The organism is Arthrobacter crystallopoietes, from assembly GCF_002849715.1.
Classification (GTDB): domain Bacteria; phylum Actinomycetota; class Actinomycetes; order Actinomycetales; family Micrococcaceae; genus Crystallibacter; species Crystallibacter crystallopoietes.
The window spans coordinates 3,301,604-3,319,331 of sequence record NZ_CP018863.1 but is presented as its reverse complement, the minus strand read 5'-3'; the positions used below and the strand labels follow the sequence as shown (position 1 = coordinate 3,319,331).

The window sequence follows — 17,728 nt, the reverse complement described above, 5'->3', positions numbered from 1 at the left end:
TGGCTTGATGAGGGACAAGGTCCTGCTGGTCAGCGGCGGGACGCAGGGGCTCGGGGCCGGCATTGCCCTGGCCGCAGCCGATCAGCAGGCCGAAGCGGTCGCCGTCGTCGGTCGCAACGCGGACAAGGGACTGGAGACGGTGAAACGGCTCGAAGCAGCCGGAACGAAGGCCGTGTTCATCAAGGCCGACTTGGCCGATCTGGCGCAGGTAGGCACGGTAGTGGAGACCGCCGTCGAGCGTTTTGGGAGGGTCGATGCGCTGGTAAACGCCGCGGGGCTGACTACGCGGGGAACCATGCTCGACACCACCGAGGAGCTGTTCGATGCCCATGTGGCGGTGAATCTGAAGGCGCCGTTCTTCTTGATGCAGCAGGTCATTGCCCATCTGCTCGAACGCGGGGCATCCGGCAGCATCGCCAACGTCATCACAATGAGCTCACATGGCGGTCAGCCCTACCTCGCGCCGTACGTGGCGACCAAGGCCGGCCTGGCCGGGCTCACCAGGAACGCCGCGCACGCGCACCGCTGGGACCGGATCCGGATCAACGGCCTCAATATCGGCTGGACCGAAACCGAGGGTGAGGATGCCATTCAGCGCCGCTTCCACAATGCCGGCGACGACTGGCTGGAGAAGGCCGGGATGTCGCAGCCGATGGGCAAGCTCGGGCAAGTGGACGAGCTTGCGGACTTCGTGGTGTTCCTGCTCTCCGGGCGGTCCGGCGTGGTCACAGGCTCGGCGATCGATTGGGACCAGACCGTCCCCGGCGCGTACGACTGAGTTCAGCGCTTCGGGACGGCCAGTTCGCCGGTAATATACTGGGCCCGGCCGAAGCCGAAGGACCAGTCCCCCGGCCCGTTTTCCATGTAGCCGATGAAGACGTCCTCGCTGGCTACTCCCACTTCGGCCAGCGAGTTATGGATTGCCTCGAAGAGACTGGTCTTGGCCACGGCGCTGCGGCCTTCCTGGGTGAAGATTTGGATCATGACGATGCCACGGGACCGTTCGAACCCGAGACCTGCGTCCTGGGCGACAATCTGGCCCCGAGGGTGCACCGTCAGGATATGGAAGTAGTCCCGTTCGGGGATCCCGTATTCCGCGACGACCGCGGTGTGGATGGCCTGGCTGACGGCTTCCAGCTCCTGCTCGGAACGGCCTTCGATGACATCAATGCGGATCAGCGGCACGTGCGCCTCCTTCTAGGGTAGTTTGTCCTGACATACTAACAATATCAACTTCATAGGTAAAGGGGTCGCCATCTCCCCCAGCGCAGCACCCTTCCGCACGTGCAGGCTCGCGTTACGGGAAACACGCAACCCCAATACAGGACGCACCCTCGTCCGCGTGGCGGGCATTTGCCCCTCCAACCCAGGGCAGGCTGAGCTAGGTAGCTTGTGATGGTTAGACAACAGCCGTTGGCAGACGTGAAGCTGGCCGCCTTACTGTTTTGCGGTTGAGGAATATGGACTGCTCAAATGCAACGGGATGAAAGTCCACGACTTAAGGAAGCGTGAAGGACGCGGTGCTGCTGCGGAGGACCAGGCGGGGGGTCAGCATTTCGGTGCGTTGCGGCAAGTTGGAGTCCGCCATCCGTTCAACAAGCAGTTGCGCTGCGCGACTGCCCACTTCACGGCTGACCGGGTCTACGCTGCTCAGCGACAGGTGCCGGATATTGGCAAGGTAGGTGTTGTCGTACCCGATCAGCGAAAGTTTTGAGGGAACGCTGAGGGACCGTTCGTCGGCGGCGGAGAGGGCGCCGATGGCAAGTATGTCGTTGGCCGCGAAGACCGCAGTCGGTGGACGGCCGCTGTCGATGAGCCGGTTCATTGCCGCGAAACCGGACACCTCGGTCATGTCCGTTTGAACCACGCGGGCGTACTCCTGGAGGCCATGGCGGGCCATCGTGTCCAAGTATGAGGTGGCGCGGACCGCAGCGGAACCTGTGGGGGCGGCGAGGTAGGCGATGTCCCGGTGCCCCAGACCAATCAGATGCTCGACCGCCAAACGGGCACCGGCGATGTCGTCGTTGGTCACGAGGTCTGTTGCCGGGAGCTCGAAGGCCCGCGTCCCGGCAACGACTGCCGGTGTGCTCATGGTTGCGCGAGCAAGATCGTCGTCGGGGCGAATGTCTCCCGCGATGACAAGTCCGTCGACACGCATCTCCATGAAGGCGGCCACCGGGCTTTCCCCTGCACGGGCGAGGTACTGGGGGTCACCGAGGACCATGCGCAGGTTCTTCTCACCGAATATGGACTGCAGTCCGTCGAGCAATTCCACATACCAGGGGTTGGCCAGGTCATCGAGTAAAACTCCGACGACGCGGGTCCGGCCGCTGGCAAGGGAGCGTGCTGCGTTGCTCGGCCTGTAATCGAGTGCGGCCATGGCTTCGGCCACGACGTGTCTTTTTGTCGCACTAACCTTGGGCGATCCTTGCAGCACCAGCGAAACGAGTGCACGCGAAACGCCCGCTTCCCGTGCAACATCCTCAATGGTGGGCCGCTTAGTCGCTCCCTGCTGTTTCACTTCACTCCCCGGCAATGACGGCCTCCTGCGCGCAAGCGTACCTTGAAAGGACGACGGCCCTGGGAGGCCGCCGCCCTCGAATGTGCACCGGCGTATACGCCGAGCTTCAGAGGCTCACTGCATTCTTGCCCGGTGTGGCCGGGGGCACGACAATCGGCAAACCTTCGGTGCGGAAGTGCACCTCCAGCTCTTCCAACGACTTTCCCTTGGTTTCCGGCACGAACTTGGCGACGAATACGAGGGACAGAATGTTTACCAGGACGAATGCCGTGAAGGTGCCAGTGGAACCCAGAGCGACGACGAGGATCGGGAACAGGAAGGATATAGCCGCATTCACCGTCCAAAGGACGAAGACCGCGATCCCCATGGCGAAGCCTCGGATGGCCATCGGGAAAATCTCCGACAGGAGCAACCAGACGCAGGTGCCGATGAAGCACTGCACGAAAGCGACGAACAGCATCATGGCGGCCAGGATGGTATAGCTGACGACGTCGGATTGAGGCAGCTGGAAGACGACGGCGAGGATCGCCTGGGAGGCAACGACACCTGAGAACCCGATGATCAGCATGCGTCGTCGTCCGATGAAGCCAAGAAGCCAGATACCCAGGACCGTCATCACAACTGATGTCACGCCCACTGCAATAGTCGCGACCAACGACGCGCTGACGCCGAGTCCGCTGCGCTCGAGGATCGAGGGGGCGTAGTAGTTCACGGTATTGACGCCCGTGGCCTGCTGGACGACGGCGAGACCAATGCCGATCCACAGGAGCTTGCGCATCCACGGGTTGTCCCTTAAGTCCCGCCATGCATGGGATCGCTCGTTCCGGGCAGTGGCGGCTGATGCCACGATTTCTCCGTATTCGAAGTCGGCTTCCTCCGGGCTGCGGCTGAGATCCAGGATGCGGCGGCTATCGGCAAAACGGTCACGGATCGCGAACCAGCGGGGGGATTCGGGCAGTACCAGCATCCCGATCAGAAGTGCTATGGCGGGGATTGATGCCACGCCCAGCATGAGGCGCCAGACCCCCGGGTCTTGGATGAGTGCATCGAGCAGCGCGTTGATAGCAAAGGCGAGCATCTGGCCGGTCACGATCATCAGTTCGTTGATGGTGACCATCCGGCCACGCAGGTGTGCCGGAGCCATTTCTGCCAGATATAGGGGGCACGTAACCGCCGCTGCGCCAACGCCCAGGCCCAGGACGACGCGGGCCACGACCATGAACCCGACCGTGGGAGCAACGGCGCAGCCCAGGGCACCGACGAGAAAGAGCAGCGCGCATACGAGGAGTGTGCCGCGGCGGCCGAGCTTATCAGCCATCCGGCCACCGCTCAGCGCGCCGATTGCGGCACCGGGGAACAGCAGAGCGCTGACTACCATCGCTTCCTCTACGGCACTCATGTTCAGCGTGTCCTGCATGTACAGCAACGCCCCGGAGATGACTCCTGTGTCGTAGCCGAACAAAAGTCCGCCGAGAGTGGATATGACCGTGAGGCGGGTCAGATACCCGCGGTGCTTGGAGCCCGTTGCGGGCCGGCTTGTTGCATGCGACGACATTGGTGACTTCCTTGGATCGATGGCTGTGCTGGGGTTTCAGTTTGGGGATTCCTGCACATGTGTGCCAGGTCACGTACAAATCAGATTAGAGCGCTCCAACGCCGAGGTCAAGACTTTGTAAAGACATTTGGTCAAAGTCCGGCCCTCCCCCATTCAAGTCGGGTGAGGAGGGCCGAGGCGGGCACTAACTGGATCAAGCAACAGAGGATGTAGAGCAGATCTAATTCAAAACACCGATTTGTAAGTATGTCACTACATATCCTTGACACATGGGGCGCAGGGCCCCACGATTTACACCACAGAGCACATCACGGGCATAAAGACACTCAGAAAGTTTGTCCGGATCTCCTGCCCCGAGTGTTACGTGAGCTACCGGACTTTCACCCCATCGATACCCCAGAATTTGCAAGAAGGAGCCCCCCATGCAATCTGGACAGTTACCCCTTGAGGTCATTATCGGCAGCCCGGCCACGTTCCATGACCAACTTGAAGCGGCCGTGGCTATTGCCCAAGTTGACGCCGCCCGAAAACGACAAGGCATTCTCGTCACGCGCCACAGCTATACGCACTTCACCGTGGACACAAGCGAAGAGGTCCCCTTTCGCACCACCATCGAACGATGGACAACCGCTCGCTGAACGCCGGAATGCTAGGCCACCTGCCACCCAGCCATCGGTCGAAGCCGCACCAGGTGCTGCCGCTAACCGTTGCCCCGAACGCGCAGATTCCGCGGAACAAATCGCTCTCATTGAGGAATATGCCATTGTTGACACCGCCGCTGTCTACGATGGCCACAGATCGGGCAAATGCGCGCAGTCGCGGCTGCGTTGGCCGGGTCTAGTGGGTGGCTACCGACTCGGAGGTGCCGGGCCGGCGCAGCGCACCGATATCGCCTCTGTGGAACTGTTCCTCCAACTCCTCCAGGCTCTTGCCGCGGGTCTCGGGCAGGTAGGCCTTCACGAAGAGGACTGCGAAAATACCGACTGCGGCGAACATGAAGAACGTGCCCGAGATCCCGATCTGCCCGGTCAGGATGGGGAAGCTGAAGCCGACGGCGAAGTTGACCATCCAGAGGATGAACGCTGTGCTGCCCATGCCGAGGCCGCGGATCTTCAGCGGGAAGATCTCGGAAAGCATCAGCCAGGTCACCGGGGAAATCGCGCCCTGCTGGAAGGCCAGGAAGGTCACCGTCAGGCCCAGGATGACGAAGCCACGTGCCGTTCCCTCCGGCAGCATCATGGAGAAGACGCCGATCAGGGCCAGCGCCACGATGGTTCCGATCTGGCCGACCATCAGCATGGGCCGGCGTCCCACGCGCCCCAGTAGCCAGATACCCACAAAGGTGGCCAGGACCGAGATCACTCCGTTGGCGATGTTCGCGGTCAGGGCCGCCTGGGTACCGAAGCCCGACTGCTTCAGGATCTCCGTGCCGTAGTACATGATCGAATTCACGCCGGTGATCTGCTGGCAGATGGCAATGCCCACGCCGATGAGGAAGATCCGGCGCATCCACGGGACATTCAGGTCTCGGAAGGATCCCTTCTTGGACTCGTAGTCTTCCCGGGCCAGGTGCCGGACCTCGTCGAATTCCTTGCGCGCAGTCGCGGCAGTGCGGATCTTCTTCAGCACCTCGAAGGCCTCTTCGAAGCTGCCGATCGAGGCCAGCCAGCGCGGGCTCTCCGGGACACGGAGCATGCCGATCCAGAGGGCGATCGCCGGCAGCGTGGCCAGCACCAGCATCCAGCGCCAAATGTGCAGCTCGTCGGACCAGACGTTGCCCAGCACTGCGTTGGTCACGAAGGCCAGCAACTGGCCGCTGACGATCATCAGTTCGTTCCGCGTGACCACCTGTCCTCGCAGGTGCGCCGGCGACATTTCCGCCAGGAACACCGGAACCATGGCGGAGGCACCGCCCACGGCCAGGCCGAGGACGAAGCGGAACGGAACCATGATCTCCACGTTCGGTGCAAAGGAGACGCCCAGCGTTCCGATGAGGAAGACGCCGGCGAGGGCCATAATCATCCGCCGGCGGCCGTACCGGTCGGCGAGCCGGCCGCCCATCAGAGCACCGAAGGCAGCGCCGAACAGCAAGGCGCTGGTGACCAGCCCGGTGGTGAACGGGGTGAGCCCGAGATCCTCCTCCATGAAGGGCAAGGCACCGTTAATGACACCGGTGTCGTAACCGAAGAGCAGTCCGCCCAGCGTGCTGATGGCGGTGATGCGCTTGAGCGCCTTGTTCGGCTTGCCCTCCGGCCGTGCCGCGCGGGCAGGACCGCCCGCAGCTGTATTCACCGTGTTTGCAGTGCTCATGTCTTCTCCGTCGGACGTGCCGGTCACTGGAACCCGCCGACGTATTCCTTCATGGTCTGCAGTTGGTAACGGGAGACTTCGAGGGCGTTCTCGTTTTCGCCGAAGACGCTGGAGACCATGACCGAGTCCGGCCGGTCCAGAAAGCCGTTCTCGGCCAGTCCGCCGAAGAATTCCTGCCAGTCCACGTCGCCGTCACCGATTTTAAGGTGCTGGTGCACCCGCACCGGATTGCCGGGCGGGTTGGTGATGTAGCGCAGCCCGTGCGAGGCGTGGTGGTTCATGGTGTCCGCGACGTGGACAACCCGGAGCCGGTCCCCCACCGCCTCCATGATGTCGGCCGGCTCATCCTTCATGTGGAAGCTGTGTGCAGCGACGTAGACGAAACCCAGATTCGGGGAGTTCACGCCGCGAATGACCCGCCAGGCGGCCAGGCCCTCTTCGACGAAGTCGTCCGGGTGCGGGTCGATGGCCACGTTCACGCCCTCACGCTCGAAGACGGGGATGAGCTCCTCCATGGACCGGTAGAACGCGGCCTCCGACTCCTCGGGCTGCTCGGGCCGGCCGCTGAATTCGGTGTTCATCTGGGTCACTCCGAGATCGACGGCGATCTGCACCGCGCGCTTCCAGTAACGGACCGCGGCCTGGCGCAGGTTCTCATCCGGGGAGGACCAGCGCAGCACCGGCAGCACCGACGCGATTTGGACGTCCGCCTCCGCGCAGGCCTTCTTCAAATCGGCAACCAAGGCGTCATCGGCCTTTGGATGGGTGAAGAACGGCAGAACGTCCTTGTGCGGGGTGAGCTGGATGTACTTGTAGCCGAGTTCCGCGGCGACCTTGGGAAACTCGAGCACAGAGTGGCTGTGGTGGAACGGGGTGGGATCCAGGGCGATCTTCATCGGTAGCGCTCCTCGTGGATTCGGGGGATTCGGGGCGGGGCGGACATGGAACGGCGGGAGGAGCCGGGACTTGCCGGGCGCCTCCCGCCATGGGTGTTTAGTTGTAGAGCGCGGGCTTCGGGTTCAGTGCGACGGTGACCTTGCCGCCCGTCTTCTGCGCCTCGACACCGGCTTCGCAGCAGGCAGCCGTGGCGTAGCCGTCCCAGGCGCTCGGGCCGCCGATCTCATCCTTCAGCGCGGCATCGACCCACGCCTGGATTTCGACGTCGTACGCTGCGCCGAAGCGTTCCTCGAAGCCAGGCGTAACCGTGCCACCCCAGCGTCCCTGCGTCCGCACGTAGGGGCCGGAGTCGCTGCCGATGCTGACCACGCCCTCTTCGAAGGAGGCCTGCGTGGCAACCTCGTAGCCGTACTGGGCGTTGACGTAGATCTCCACGTCGGCCAGGACGCCGGACTCGGTCTCCAGCAGTACGTGCTGCGGGTCGTGCTGGCCTTCCGGAGCGTTGCGGGTGCGCTTGCCCATCCGCACCTGGACCGAGGTGATTTCCTCGCCCGTGAAGAAGCGGACGGCATCGAACTCGTGGACCACCGAGTCGTTGATCAGCATCTCGTTGGTGAAACCCGGCGGCGTGGCTGGATTCCGGTGCTGGTGGTGCAGCACCAGCAGTTCGCCGAGCTCGCCGCTGCGGATGATGTTGCCCAGCTGGGCATATTCGGCATCGTAACGGCGCATGAAGCCCACCTGGATCCGCTTGCGGCCCAGCTTCTCCTCCGCCTGGACAACCTTCCAGGCGGACTCGGCGTCGGGGGTCAGCGGCTTCTCGCACAGGATGGGTATGTCCTTGACCAACGCGGCGTGCAGGATCTCCTCGTGCAGGAACCCGGGAGTGGCGATCAACACGGCGTTGATGTCCGGATTATCCAGGGCAGCCTGGGCATCCGTCAGCGCCACGGCGCCGGGAATGTCGGCAATGGCGGCGTTGGCACGGTCCAGGTCGATATCGACGACGGCGGCTACCTCGGCGCCGTGAATGCGGCGGTGGATGCGCTGGATGTGGTCAATGCCCATGCGTCCGGCGCCGATGACGGCAACGCGGAGGTTCTGGCTCATGGTGTTTCCTTCTTGCTTGGTGGGTGCGTGCGTTTCGGGACTGGCTACTGGACGCGGGTCCGGGAGCCGCAGGAGAGCAGGTAGCTGCAGGTGCGCTTGGCGATGGGCATCGGCACGCCGAAGTCGGCCACCGGGTACATGTCCTGCTCGACGATGCCAAAGATGGGCTTGTCCAGCTTCTCGACGGCGTCGATCACCTTGGACAGGTCCGGCAGGCCGTTCGGCGGTTCGATCATGACGCCGGCCAGATTCGCGGCGGCCCAGGTCATGTTCTGCTCGCGGACGGTCTTCAGCACCTCCGGGTCAATCTGCTTCAGGTGCAGGTAACCGATCCGCTCCGGGTACTTCTCGATCAGGTCCACGCTGCTGGCGCCGCCGTACTCGGCGTGGCCGGTGTCCAGGCAGAGCGTGACCAGCTGCGGGTCCGTGTTCTGCAGGAAGCGCTCGATGTCCGGCTGCACGCAGACATGCGAGTCGGCATGGGAGTGGAACTGCTGCTGCAGGCCGTATTCCTCGGAGAGCACCTTGCCCAGGCGGTTGTGCCCGTTGAACAGGTCGTCCCACTGCTCCACCGTCAGCTCGCCGTTCTCCACGGCCTCGCCGGTGACGTCGTCGCGCCACATGGCGGGGATGACCACAATATGTTCGCCGCCCATGGCCGCGGTCAGTTCCGCGACCTTGCGGGCCGGCTCCCACGCGATGTCCCATTGGTCCACGCCGCGGTGGAAAGCGGTGAAAACGGTGCCGGCGGAGACCTTGAGGTCGCGCGCCTTCAGCTCGTCCGCCAGACGGGACGGGTCGGTGGGCAGATAGCCGTAGGGGCCCAGCTCGATCCACTTGTAGCCGGATTCGGCTACCTCGTCCAGGAAGCGCTCCCACGGGGTCTGCTTGGGATCATCCGGAAACCATACCCCCCAGGAGTCGGGGGCGGTGCCGATGATCAGCTTGTTCTCAACCTCGGACATTTCATCAGTCCTTTCAGCCTTGTAGTGGCGGGTCAGTCTGCGGGCCGGAACGCGCGTCAGTGGGACGGGAACGCGAAGGAGGCGTTGGAGGCCTGCTTCGGTTCGGGCCAGCGCTGGGTGACCACCTTGCCGCGGGTGTAGAAGCGCACGCCGTCGGGTCCGTAGATGTGGTGGTCGCCGAACAGCGAGTCCTTCCAGCCGCCGAAGGAGTGCCAGGCAACCGGCACCGGCAGCGGGACGTTCACGCCTACCATGCCTACCGTGACGCCCCTGGTGAAGGCGCGGGCGTAGGCGCCGGAGGAGGTGAAGATGGCGGTGCCGTTACCGTACGGGTTGGAGTTGATGACCTCGAGGGCCTCCTCGATGTTGGCCACCCGCACCACGGCGAGGACCGGCCCGAAGATTTCCTCCTGGTAGGCGGTCATCTCGCGGCGGACGTGGTCAATGACGGTCGGGCCGACAAAGAAGCCGTTCTCGTGGTCCTTGACCAGCAAGTCGCGACCGTCCACGACCAAGGCGGCGCCGTCTTCCTGGGCCTCGCCGACGATCTTCTGCAGGCGGGCCCTGGACTGCGGGGTGATGACCGGGCCCATGTCCGCGTCCGGCTCCATGCCGTTGGCAACCTTGACGGCCTCGGCGCGTTCCTTCAGCTTGGCCACCAGGGACTCGGCCGCGTCGCCCACGGCGACGGCTACGGAGATGGCCATGCAGCGCTGTCCGGCAGAGCCGAAGGCCGCTGCGTTAATGTGGTCCGCGGCGAGGTCCATGTCGGCATCCGGCATGACCACCGCGTGGTTCTTGGCGCCGCCCAGAGCCTGGACGCGCTTGCCGTGCTTGGTGGCGGTCTCGTGCACGTACTTGGCGATCGGGGTGGACCCGACAAAGGAGATGCCGTCCACGTCCGGGTGGGTCAGCAGGCCGTCAACGGCTTCCTTGTCGCCCTGCAGCACGTTGAAGACGCCGTCGGGCAGTCCGGCTTCCTTCCACAGCCGCGCCATGAACAGGCTGGCGGAGGGGTCGCGCTCCGACGGCTTGAGGATGAACGCGTTGCCGGTAACGATGGCGACCGGTGCCATCCACAGCGGCACCATCACCGGGAAGTTGAACGGGGTGATGCCGGCGACGACGCCGAGCGGCTGCCGGAAGGAGAAGACATCGATCCCGCCGGAGACCTGGTCCGAGTACTCGCCCTTCAGCGACTGCGAAGCGCCGCAGGCATATTCGACGACCTCTAGGCCGCGGCCCACTTCGCCGGCGGCGTCGGAGACAACCTTGCCGTGCTCGCTGGTGACAATCTTGGCCAGCTCCTGCACATTGGCGGCCAGTAGTTCGCGGAACTTGAACAGCACGGCGGTGCGCTTGGTCAGCGAGGTCTCGGCCCAGATTTCGGAGGCGGCCTTCGCCGCGGCGACCACGGCCTCGATGTCGGCCCGGTTGGCCAGTCGAAGTTCGCCCGTGGCCTCGCCGGTGGCCGGGTTGTAAACGGGCTGGGTGCGGTCGCCCTCGCCGGCGGTCTCAGCTCCGTTGATGAAGTGCGTGATAGTGGTGGTCATGGTTGCTCCTCGTGTTGCAGTGGAAAATTACTAGATCAGGGGCTTCTGTTGGGCCTTGTGGTCTGCATAGGTGCGGTAGGCGTTTTGGGTGGAGTCCAACTCGGAGACAGAGGCCACCGGGACGTCCCACCAGGACTCGGAGTCCGGGGCGTCGATCAGCGGATCGGATTCGACATGAATCAGCACGGGGCCGGATCCTTCCGGCTCGGCCTTGGCCTTGGCGACCGCAGCCTCCAGGTCCGCGATGACGTTCTGGCCCGGCTCCACCCGGATCACCCGCACACCCAGCGATTCCGCGTTGGTGGCGAGGTCGATCGGCAGCTTCTCGCCGTCGTCGAACGTGTGGTGCTTCTTGTCCAGCGTGCGGTACTTGGTGCCGAAACGCTGAGACCCGAGCGATTCGGACAGCGCGCCGATGGACGCGTAACCGTGGTTCTGGATCAGGACCGTGATGAGCTTGATCCCCTCAGCCACCGCCGTGACCAGCTCGGTGTGCATCATCAGGTAGGAACCGTCACCCACCATAACGATGACGTCGCGCGCCTGGGCGCCTGCCGAACCCTCCGCGGCGCGGTCGGCCTCGTCGATGGCGGCGCGCTTCACGCCGAGGCCGCCGGGAATCTCGTAGCCCATGCAGGAGTACGCGTATTCCACGTGGTAGCCGAACGGGTCCCGCACGCGCCACATCTTATGCAGGTCGCCGGGCAGCGAGCCGGCAGCGCAGATGACCACGTCGCGGGCGTCCATGGTGCGGTTGACGGCGCCGATGATCTCGTTCTGGCTCGGCAGCGGGGTGTGCCGGGTGTCGAACGCGGTGTCCACCGTCTTGTTCCAGCGGTCCTTCTCCGCGGCCACCTGCTGCTCCAGGTCGCCGGCCACGCGGTAGCCGGAGAGACTCTCCACCAGTTTGACCAGGCTCTTGCGGGCGTCGGCGACGATCGGCAGGCTGGTGCCCTGCTTGTACGCGTCGATCGGGGCCACGTTGATGTTGACGAACTGCACGTCCGGGTTCTGGAACGCCGTGCGCGAAGCGGTGGTGAAATCCTCGTAGCGAGTCCCGATGCCGATGATCAGGTCTGCTTCGCGGGCGACGGCGTTGGCCGCCGTCGTACCGGTGGAACCCACCGCGCCGAGGCAGTACGGGGCGTCCCAGGGCAGCACGCCGACACCGGCCTGCGTGTAAGCCACGGGGATACCGGTCAGTTGGGCCAGCTCGGCGAGCTGCTCGTTGGCGAAGGAGTACAGCACGCCCCCGCCGGCGATGATCAGCGGCCGCTTGGCCGCGCGGATCATTTGGGCGGCCCGGCGGATGTCATCCTCTTCCGGCTCGGGACGGCGGATCCGCCACTCGCGCTCGGTCAGGAATTCCTCGGGCACGTCCAGCACTTCGGCCTGCACGTCCTGCGGCAGGGAGATGGTGACGGTACCGGTCTCGGCCGGGTCCGTCAGCACGCGGAGCCCGTGGTGGAACGCGGAAAACAGCTGTTCCGGGCGGGTCACGCGGTCGAAGTACTTGGACAGCGGGCGGAAGGCGTCGTTGACCGTGATGTCGTACGCGTCCGGGCGCTCCAACTGCTGCAGCACCGGATCCGCCGCGCGGGTGGCGAACGTGTCCGAGGGCAGCAGCAGCACGGGCAGCCGATTGGTGGTGGCCAGCGCGGCGCCGGTCAGCAGGTTCGACGAACCGGGGCCGATGGAGCTGGAGATCGCGAAGGTGGCGCGGCGGCGCATGTGCCGGGCGTAGCCAACGGACTGGTGCACCTGGGCCTGCTCGTTGCGGCCCTGGTAGTACGGCATGAGCGACGGGTCCTGGACCTGCCACTGCTTCAGCGCCTGGCCCACGCCGGCAACGTTGCCGTGGCCAAAGATGCCGAACATGCCCGGTATCAGCCGCTCACGGTACTCCGCTCCCCCGACGTTATCCACGGTGTACTGCTTGCCTAGGAACTCTACAACCGCCTGGGCCACGGTCATTCTGCGGGTTGCCATCAGCTGGCGATCTCCTGTCCGGTACGGGTGTTCAGCAGGGCCGCGGCGGTAGCGACTGCTTCCTTCACGCTGCCCTCCTTCGGATACAACAAGGTCCGGCCAACGGTCAGGCCCTGGACTCCGGGCAACCGCAGTGCAGCTCCCCAGCTTGAATAGATTTCCTCCGGCGTGCCGGTCGGGTCCCCGCCCAGCAGGACGGTGGGCATGGTGGTGGCTGCCATCACGCGTTCCATGTCCTGGACTACGGGCAGCTTCATCCAGGTGTAGGCGCTCGTGGATCCCAAGCCGGAGGCGATCGCGATGGACTTGATTACGGCATCCGTGCTCAGGTCGTTGCGGATGCGCCCGTTGTCCCAGACGGAGATGAACGGCTCCACCATGGCGACCAGCCGGCGCTCGGCCAGGCTATCGATCACCTTGGCCGTGGATTCGAGCGTGGCGACGGTGGCAGGGTCGCCCAGGCAGATGCGCGTGAGCATCTTACCGCCATTGGCGCCGAGGGCCTCCAGCGCCGCGGCGGTGTGACCGGTGAAGCGGTCGTCCATCTCGTTGACATAGCCGGCCAGGCCGCCGCGGTTCATCGACCCGAACAGCAGCTTGCCGTCCAGTGCACCGAGCAGCAATAGGTCGTCCATGATGTCCGGGCTGGCCAACACGCCGTCCACGGCCGGGTTGGCCAGTGCTTCCTGCATCCGGTCCAGCAGGTCGCGCCGGTCCGCCATCGCGGTGGGATTATCACCGACGGCGAGGGCGCCGCGGGCGGGATGGTCCGCGGCTACGATGAAGTTCTGCTCGCCCAACTTGAGTCCCGGGTGCGGCCGGCGGACGGCTGCGGCGCGGGCCACGGCATCGGGATCTTCGAGCCGGATACGAGAAAGATCTTCGTAGCGGCGCGGGTTGTCGTCGAACTCGCTCATCGGACTGCCTCCACGGGTGCCGGGACGTTGCGGCCGCGTTCGGCCAGCAGGGAATTGACCTCGTGGGGCGTGGGCATGGCATCGGCGCAGGACAGACGCGAGGCCACCAGTGCGCCGGAGGCATTGGCGTAGTCCAGGACCAACCCGAGGGGCCAGCCGGACAGCAGTCCGTGGCAGAAGGCGCCGCCGAAGGCATCGCCCGCGCCGAGGCCATTCACCGTTTCCACGGGCACCGGGGCCGAGACCACCCGCTCGTTGCGGGTCTTGGCCATCACGCCTTCGGGTCCAAGCTTGACCACGGCGATCTCGACGCCGGCCTCAAGGAGCCGGTCCGCCTGCTCGTCGGGGGTGCCTTCACCCACGGCGACGGCGCATTCCTTGTCGTTGCCGATGGCCACGGTGACGTGCGGCAGTATCTTCGCGACCTGCTCGCGCGCCTCCTCTTCCGAGCCCCAGAACATCGGGCGGTAGTCCAGGTCAAGAACCGTGTACTGGCCGGCTTGCAGGTTCTCACGCCGACGCGCCTCATGGGCAGCCAGGTGGGCGGATCGGCTGGGCTCCTGGCACAGGCCCGTCACAGTGGACCAGAAGATCCCGGCCTCGCGGATGGCGCTCAGGTCCAACTCGCTGGCCGCGATCTGCAGGTCCGGGGCGGTGGGGAAACGACCGTAGAAGTAAAGCGGAAAGTCTTCCGGCGGCATGATGGCGCAGAACGTTGCCGGAGTTTGCAGACCCGGAACTGCGGTGATGAAGCTATCATCCACACCGAATTTGTGCAGTTCGCGGTGCAGGTACTCTCCGAACGGATCCTCGCCGGTACGGGTGATAATGGCGCTACGGCGGCCGTGCCGCGCGGCCGCTACGGCAACGTTGGACGGAGAACCGCCTAGGTACTTGCCGAACGAACTGACGTCTGCCAGCCCGACCCCGATGTCATTCGGATAAATGTCGACGCTGATCCGTCCCATAGTAAGCAAATCGTGAGCCACTTAGATCCTCGGCCTTTCTGTTTCGGGGGGCCCTTCGCGGCCGCCTGGTGGCAGGCTGTGAGCCGAACCACACCAACTACTTTGCACGACTGGAAATGTCCTGTCAAACATTTGTACTGACATACTTACATTCAACGTAAAAATCTCGAGTTGTAGAGCTAGAACTGGACCTGGCCGCACGCGGAATCGACGCATCCGACCCCTCATGTCTATTGGGAGCTGACTGGGCCGGGCCGCACGGCCGATCCGTAACCGACCACCCATTGGAACGTTGAGCATGGAGGCTGCCCCCTCTACAAAGAACATTGACAGGACAAAGTGCAAACCGTAATGTCGCTTCGAGTGGCGGCAACGACGTGGAAAAGCCGGCAATGACCGTCATCCTAGATTGTCAGGGGCCGTCCCTTGCGGTTGTTCGCCCTGGTCGCCACTGCCTCTGCTTTTCGGAGCGGCGCATTTAGGGCCGCCCGCCGAGCGGTAGGGCCCCAAGCGTCGGTTGCGGCCAGAACTGTGCCTTCGGATACCGTTCTCGCGCATTTCTGCAAGGGGTAGGCGGCATTGAGGAGGCGTCCTGTCTGCCTCTCTGCACCACTTTCGACGAAGGTGTGCACAACTTGGGACTGCTGGCAGCCGTCAGCGAATCGCCCCTCAACAACGGAAAGCAGGTCTTCCTGTGAAACTCGGCGTCTATAACGCAATTCTGCACGACCGCCCGCTGCCCGAAGCACTCGAGGTCATCGCTGACCTCGGGCTGACAGGCATCGAAATCAACACCGGCGGATTCCTGCCGCCCGTCCACATCCCAAACATCGACCAGATCCTGGAAAGCGACGCCGCGCGCGACGAGTACCTGGCCATCTTTGAAGGCACCGGCGTATCGATGGCAGGGCTGAATTGCAATGGCAATCCCCTGCACCCCAACCGCGCCATCGGGGACAAGCACGCCGAGGACATTCGACGCTCGATCCGCCTCGCCCACCGCCTCGGGCAAAACCGTGTCGTGACCATGTCCGGTCTGCCCGGCGGTGAACCCGGCGCCACCCGTGCCAACTGGATCGTCAACGCCTGGAACTCCGCGGCCCTGGACGTTCTGGATTACCAGTGGGAAGTCGCGGCCGCGTTCTGGAAGGAAACCGACCAGCTGGCCCGGGACCTCGATGTCAAAGTCGCGCTGGAACTCCACCCGCAGAACCTCGTGTTCAACCCTGCCGACGTCTTCAAGCTGCTGGAACTGACCAAGGCGACACATATCGGCGTCGAACTCGACGCTTCGCACCTTTTCTGGCAGCAGATGGACCCAGTCGCCGTGGTCCGCCATCTTGGGCCATTGGTGGTGCAGGCCGCCGCCAAGGACGTTCGGGTTAATACGGAGACTGCTGCCCTCTACGGGGTTCTTGATAACCGGTTCCGGCGCCTCTTGCCCGAGGAGGAGCGCACCAACCTGGGTGGCGACGAATGGGCGAACGAGTGGCCGAAGGAATCCGCGTGGGACTTCGTCGCGCTGGGCAAGGGACATAACACCGCCTATTGGACGGAGTTCCTGCGGGCACTTTACGAAGTCGATCCCGAAATGCTCGTGAACATCGAGCATGAGGATGTCTCTCTTGGCAGGATCGAAGGCCTTGAGGTCGCAGCCAATGTCTTGAAGGATGCTGATGCCGCGTTGACAGCGTCGTTGGTACAGCGATAGGACGCCGTCGACATCGCGTACAGGCTGAAGGGGCGGCATCGTCGAGATGCCGCCCCACTGGGTCAAGCACGGCCCCAATTCTCCGTCATCGAAGCCGCCGGTCACGGTCAGCTGGGAGAAGTGCCCCTAATATGAAACAGATGAGAGTCGACGACCCGGGCCGCCCGCGCACACCAAGAGTTCATTCCCCGGCGCTGCGCAATGGCCGGGTTCCGCGTGCACGCGTCCAGCTCCGCCTGCCCAGCCGGCTGACACGCCGCGGGCTGTCCATTGGGATCGACATCGGGGGCACCAAAGTCGCGGCAGGCGTCGTCGACGCGGACGGCCGCATCCTCGTCGAAGAAATCCGCGCCACGCCGGGCCACGATGCGCGTGAAGTGGAGCAGGTCATTGTCTCCTTGGTCCGTTCTTTATCATCCGAACACCGCATCCTGTCGGTGGGCATCGGCGCCGCCGGTTGGATGGACCGCAGCGGCAGCACGGTCCTGTTTAGCCCGCACCTGGCTTGGCGCAATGAACCTGTACGCGCGAATCTCGAAAAGCTGTTGCACCGACGGGTCAGCGTAACCAACGACGCCGATGCCGCGGCGTGGGCAGAGTGCCGCTTCGGCACGGGCACCGGCCAGAGCCGCTTGGTCTGCATCACGCTCGGAACCGGCATCGGCGGTGCCATCATCCTCGACGGTCGGCTCGAACGGGGAAACTGGGGCGTGGCCGGCGAGTTCGGCCACCAGGTCATCGTCCCGCACGGCCATCGCTGTGAATGCGGGAACCGCGGCTGTTGGGAACAATATGCCTCCGGCAACGCCCTCGGCCGCGAGGCACGCGAACTTGCCCGGGCCAACTCCCCGGTTGCCCAGGAATGGCTCCGCGCGGTGGATGGCCGGGCGGAGGACATCACGGGCGCCGTCGTCACCTCCCTGGCCCGCGAGGGCGATCCGGCCAGCATCCAGTTGATCGAGGACATTGGCGAGTGGCTCGGTTTGGGCCTGGCCAACCTTGCCGCGGCTTTGGACCCCGGGATGTTCGTGATCGGCGGTGGACTTTCCGAGGCAGGCGAGCTGCTGCTGGAACCCACCCGCCGCGCGTTCGGCCGCAACCTCACCGGCCGCGGTTTCCGTCCCGCAGCGCCCATCGAGCTGGCGGCACTGGGACCGAAGGCGGGGCTCATCGGGGCTGCCGACATTGCCCGCTTCTCCTGGCGGTAAGCCCTGGGGGTCTATGTGAGCACG

15 protein-coding genes are annotated in these 17,728 nt (G+C 64.5%); 4 read left to right on the top strand and 11 right to left on the bottom strand.

Going from position 1 to position 17,728, the window contains the following annotated elements:
- Positions 1-7: 7 nt before the first annotated feature.
- Positions 8-778, top strand: coding sequence for an SDR family oxidoreductase (locus AC20117_RS15480; protein WP_074702805.1), 771 nt, complete (start codon positions 8-10; stop codon positions 776-778).
- Positions 779-780: 2 nt separating this feature from the next.
- On the opposite strand, the gene AC20117_RS15475 is transcribed toward AC20117_RS15480, so the two are convergent.
- The 3 genes from AC20117_RS15475 to AC20117_RS15465 form a co-directional block, all read right to left on the bottom strand.
- The gene (locus tag AC20117_RS15475) at positions 781-1,185 is read right to left on the bottom strand and encodes a tautomerase family protein (RefSeq protein ID WP_074698856.1); all 405 of its coding nucleotides are present in this window, start codon (positions 1,183-1,185) and stop codon (positions 781-783) included.
- 313 nt (positions 1,186-1,498) lie between these two features.
- The gene (locus AC20117_RS15470; protein WP_074698858.1) at positions 1,499-2,521 is read right to left on the bottom strand and encodes a LacI family DNA-binding transcriptional regulator; all 1,023 of its coding nucleotides are present in this window, start codon (positions 2,519-2,521) and stop codon (positions 1,499-1,501) included.
- A 106-nt stretch (positions 2,522-2,627) separates the two neighbouring features.
- Positions 2,628-4,076 (bottom strand): sugar porter family MFS transporter, encoded by a 1,449-nt coding sequence (locus AC20117_RS15465; RefSeq protein ID WP_074698861.1) that lies wholly within the window; start codon positions 4,074-4,076, stop codon positions 2,628-2,630.
- Positions 4,077-4,498: 422 nt separating this feature from the next.
- On the opposite strand from AC20117_RS15465, the gene AC20117_RS15460 reads away from it, so the two are divergent.
- Complete coding sequence (locus tag AC20117_RS15460) at positions 4,499-4,714, top strand: hypothetical protein (RefSeq protein ID WP_074698863.1); 216 nt, start codon at positions 4,499-4,501, stop codon at positions 4,712-4,714.
- Positions 4,715-4,913: 199 nt separating this feature from the next.
- Here AC20117_RS15460 and AC20117_RS15455 read toward each other — a convergent pair whose 3' ends face one another.
- The 8 genes from AC20117_RS15455 to iolC form a co-directional block, all read right to left on the bottom strand.
- The gene (locus AC20117_RS15455) at positions 4,914-6,386 is read right to left on the bottom strand and encodes a sugar porter family MFS transporter (protein WP_083339896.1); all 1,473 of its coding nucleotides are present in this window, start codon (positions 6,384-6,386) and stop codon (positions 4,914-4,916) included.
- Positions 6,387-6,409: 23 nt separating this feature from the next.
- Complete coding sequence (locus tag AC20117_RS15450) at positions 6,410-7,282, bottom strand: sugar phosphate isomerase/epimerase family protein (protein WP_074698866.1); 873 nt, start codon at positions 7,280-7,282, stop codon at positions 6,410-6,412.
- A 97-nt stretch (positions 7,283-7,379) separates the two neighbouring features.
- Positions 7,380-8,393, bottom strand: a complete 1,014-nt coding sequence (locus tag AC20117_RS15445; protein ID WP_074698868.1) for a Gfo/Idh/MocA family protein — start codon at positions 8,391-8,393, stop codon at positions 7,380-7,382.
- 44 nt (positions 8,394-8,437) lie between these two features.
- Positions 8,438-9,358, bottom strand: a complete 921-nt coding sequence (locus AC20117_RS15440; RefSeq protein WP_074698871.1) for a sugar phosphate isomerase/epimerase family protein — start codon at positions 9,356-9,358, stop codon at positions 8,438-8,440.
- A 56-nt stretch (positions 9,359-9,414) separates the two neighbouring features.
- Positions 9,415-10,911, bottom strand: coding sequence for a CoA-acylating methylmalonate-semialdehyde dehydrogenase (locus AC20117_RS15435; RefSeq protein ID WP_074698874.1), 1,497 nt, complete (start codon positions 10,909-10,911; stop codon positions 9,415-9,417).
- A 30-nt stretch (positions 10,912-10,941) separates the two neighbouring features.
- Positions 10,942-12,885: a 3D-(3,5/4)-trihydroxycyclohexane-1,2-dione acylhydrolase (decyclizing) gene (iolD, locus tag AC20117_RS15430; protein WP_074702807.1), complete on the bottom strand. Its 1,944-nt coding sequence runs from the start codon at positions 12,883-12,885 to the stop codon at positions 10,942-10,944.
- Positions 12,886-12,899: 14 nt separating this feature from the next.
- On the bottom strand, positions 12,900-13,817 hold the full coding sequence (locus tag AC20117_RS15425; RefSeq protein WP_074698876.1) for a Cgl0159 family (beta/alpha)8-fold protein: 918 nt from the start codon (positions 13,815-13,817) through the stop codon (positions 12,900-12,902).
- Entirely contained in the window at positions 13,814-14,806 is a 993-nt protein-coding gene (gene iolC / locus AC20117_RS15420) for a 5-dehydro-2-deoxygluconokinase (protein WP_074698878.1), read from the bottom strand. The genes AC20117_RS15425 and iolC overlap by 4 nt, the downstream gene beginning before the upstream one ends.
- Positions 14,807-15,479: 673 nt before the next feature.
- Between iolC and AC20117_RS15415 the strand changes: the two genes are divergently transcribed.
- Both AC20117_RS15415 and AC20117_RS15410 read left to right on the top strand, forming a co-directional pair.
- Entirely contained in the window at positions 15,480-16,496 is a 1,017-nt protein-coding gene (locus tag AC20117_RS15415) for a sugar phosphate isomerase/epimerase family protein (RefSeq protein WP_074698881.1), read from the top strand.
- Between the two features lie 131 nt (positions 16,497-16,627).
- Positions 16,628-17,704, top strand: coding sequence for an ROK family glucokinase (locus AC20117_RS15410; RefSeq protein ID WP_236777330.1), 1,077 nt, complete (start codon positions 16,628-16,630; stop codon positions 17,702-17,704).
- Positions 17,705-17,728: the final 24 nt, after the last annotated feature.

What these genes read in the sequence shown, in the direction of transcription:
- AC20117_RS15480 (WP_074702805.1), top strand. Translation starts at nt 8, where the DNA reads ATGAGGGACAAGGTCCTGCTGGTCAGCGGCGGGACGCAGGGGCTCGGG.
- AC20117_RS15425 (WP_074698876.1), bottom strand. Translation starts at nt 13,817, where the DNA reads ATGAGCGAGTTCGACGACAACCCGCGCCGCTACGAAGATCTTTCTCGT.
- iolD (WP_074702807.1), bottom strand. Translation starts at nt 12,885, where the DNA reads ATGACCGTGGCCCAGGCGGTTGTAGAGTTCCTAGGCAAGCAGTACACC.
- AC20117_RS15450 (WP_074698866.1), bottom strand. Translation starts at nt 7,282, where the DNA reads ATGAAGATCGCCCTGGATCCCACCCCGTTCCACCACAGCCACTCTGTG.
- AC20117_RS15410 (WP_236777330.1), top strand. Translation starts at nt 16,628, where the DNA reads ATGAAACAGATGAGAGTCGACGACCCGGGCCGCCCGCGCACACCAAGA.
- AC20117_RS15445 (WP_074698868.1), bottom strand. Translation starts at nt 8,393, where the DNA reads ATGAGCCAGAACCTCCGCGTTGCCGTCATCGGCGCCGGACGCATGGGC.
- AC20117_RS15460 (WP_074698863.1), top strand. Translation starts at nt 4,499, where the DNA reads ATGCAATCTGGACAGTTACCCCTTGAGGTCATTATCGGCAGCCCGGCC.
- AC20117_RS15455 (WP_083339896.1), bottom strand. Translation starts at nt 6,386, where the DNA reads ATGAGCACTGCAAACACGGTGAATACAGCTGCGGGCGGTCCTGCCCGC.
- AC20117_RS15435 (WP_074698874.1), bottom strand. Translation starts at nt 10,911, where the DNA reads ATGACCACCACTATCACGCACTTCATCAACGGAGCTGAGACCGCCGGC.
- AC20117_RS15465 (WP_074698861.1), bottom strand. Translation starts at nt 4,076, where the DNA reads ATGTCGTCGCATGCAACAAGCCGGCCCGCAACGGGCTCCAAGCACCGC.
- AC20117_RS15440 (WP_074698871.1), bottom strand. Translation starts at nt 9,358, where the DNA reads ATGTCCGAGGTTGAGAACAAGCTGATCATCGGCACCGCCCCCGACTCC.